Consider the following 413-nt stretch of genomic DNA (forward strand, 5'->3'; position numbering starts at 1 on the left):
GTAGCCCTGCTCCTGCAGGAGCCGCAGAAAATCGTCAAAATCCTTGGCCTGCGGGATGGCTGCATCTATGGCGGTTTTCAGCTTCGCCTTCCAGCTCGTGCCCTTGCGGTGTGCATCCCACTCGGCATAGCTTTTGCCCCGGTCTTGACCGGGTATTACCACGGACAGGCCATGTTCCTTACACAGCCGGTCACTGGTGCGCCGGATGTAGGAATAGCTCTGTCGGTTGGAAACATACTTCCGCTGGTTCACCATGTCCACGGCACAAAAGATAATGTGGTTGTGGACGTGCCCCTTGTCAATGTGCGTGGTCAGCACATACGGGTATTTGCCTTGCAGGACTTCATCTGCAAGCTGCCGGCCAATCTCGTGGGCCTGCTCCGGCGTGGTTTCGCCCGGCGCAAAAGACTGTA

At 57.1% G+C, this 413-nt stretch carries 1 protein-coding gene; it reads right to left on the reverse strand.

Features of this window, described 5'->3' with window-relative positions:
* Positions 1–413, reverse strand: a 413-nt coding sequence (locus tag QZL71_RS13215; RefSeq protein WP_294649216.1) for a relaxase/mobilization nuclease domain-containing protein, incomplete at both ends; no start/stop codon positions are given.

It is taken from the genome of uncultured Faecalibacterium sp. (assembly GCF_900066275.1).
Classification (GTDB): Bacteria; Bacillota; Clostridia; order Oscillospirales; family Ruminococcaceae; genus Faecalibacterium; species Faecalibacterium taiwanense.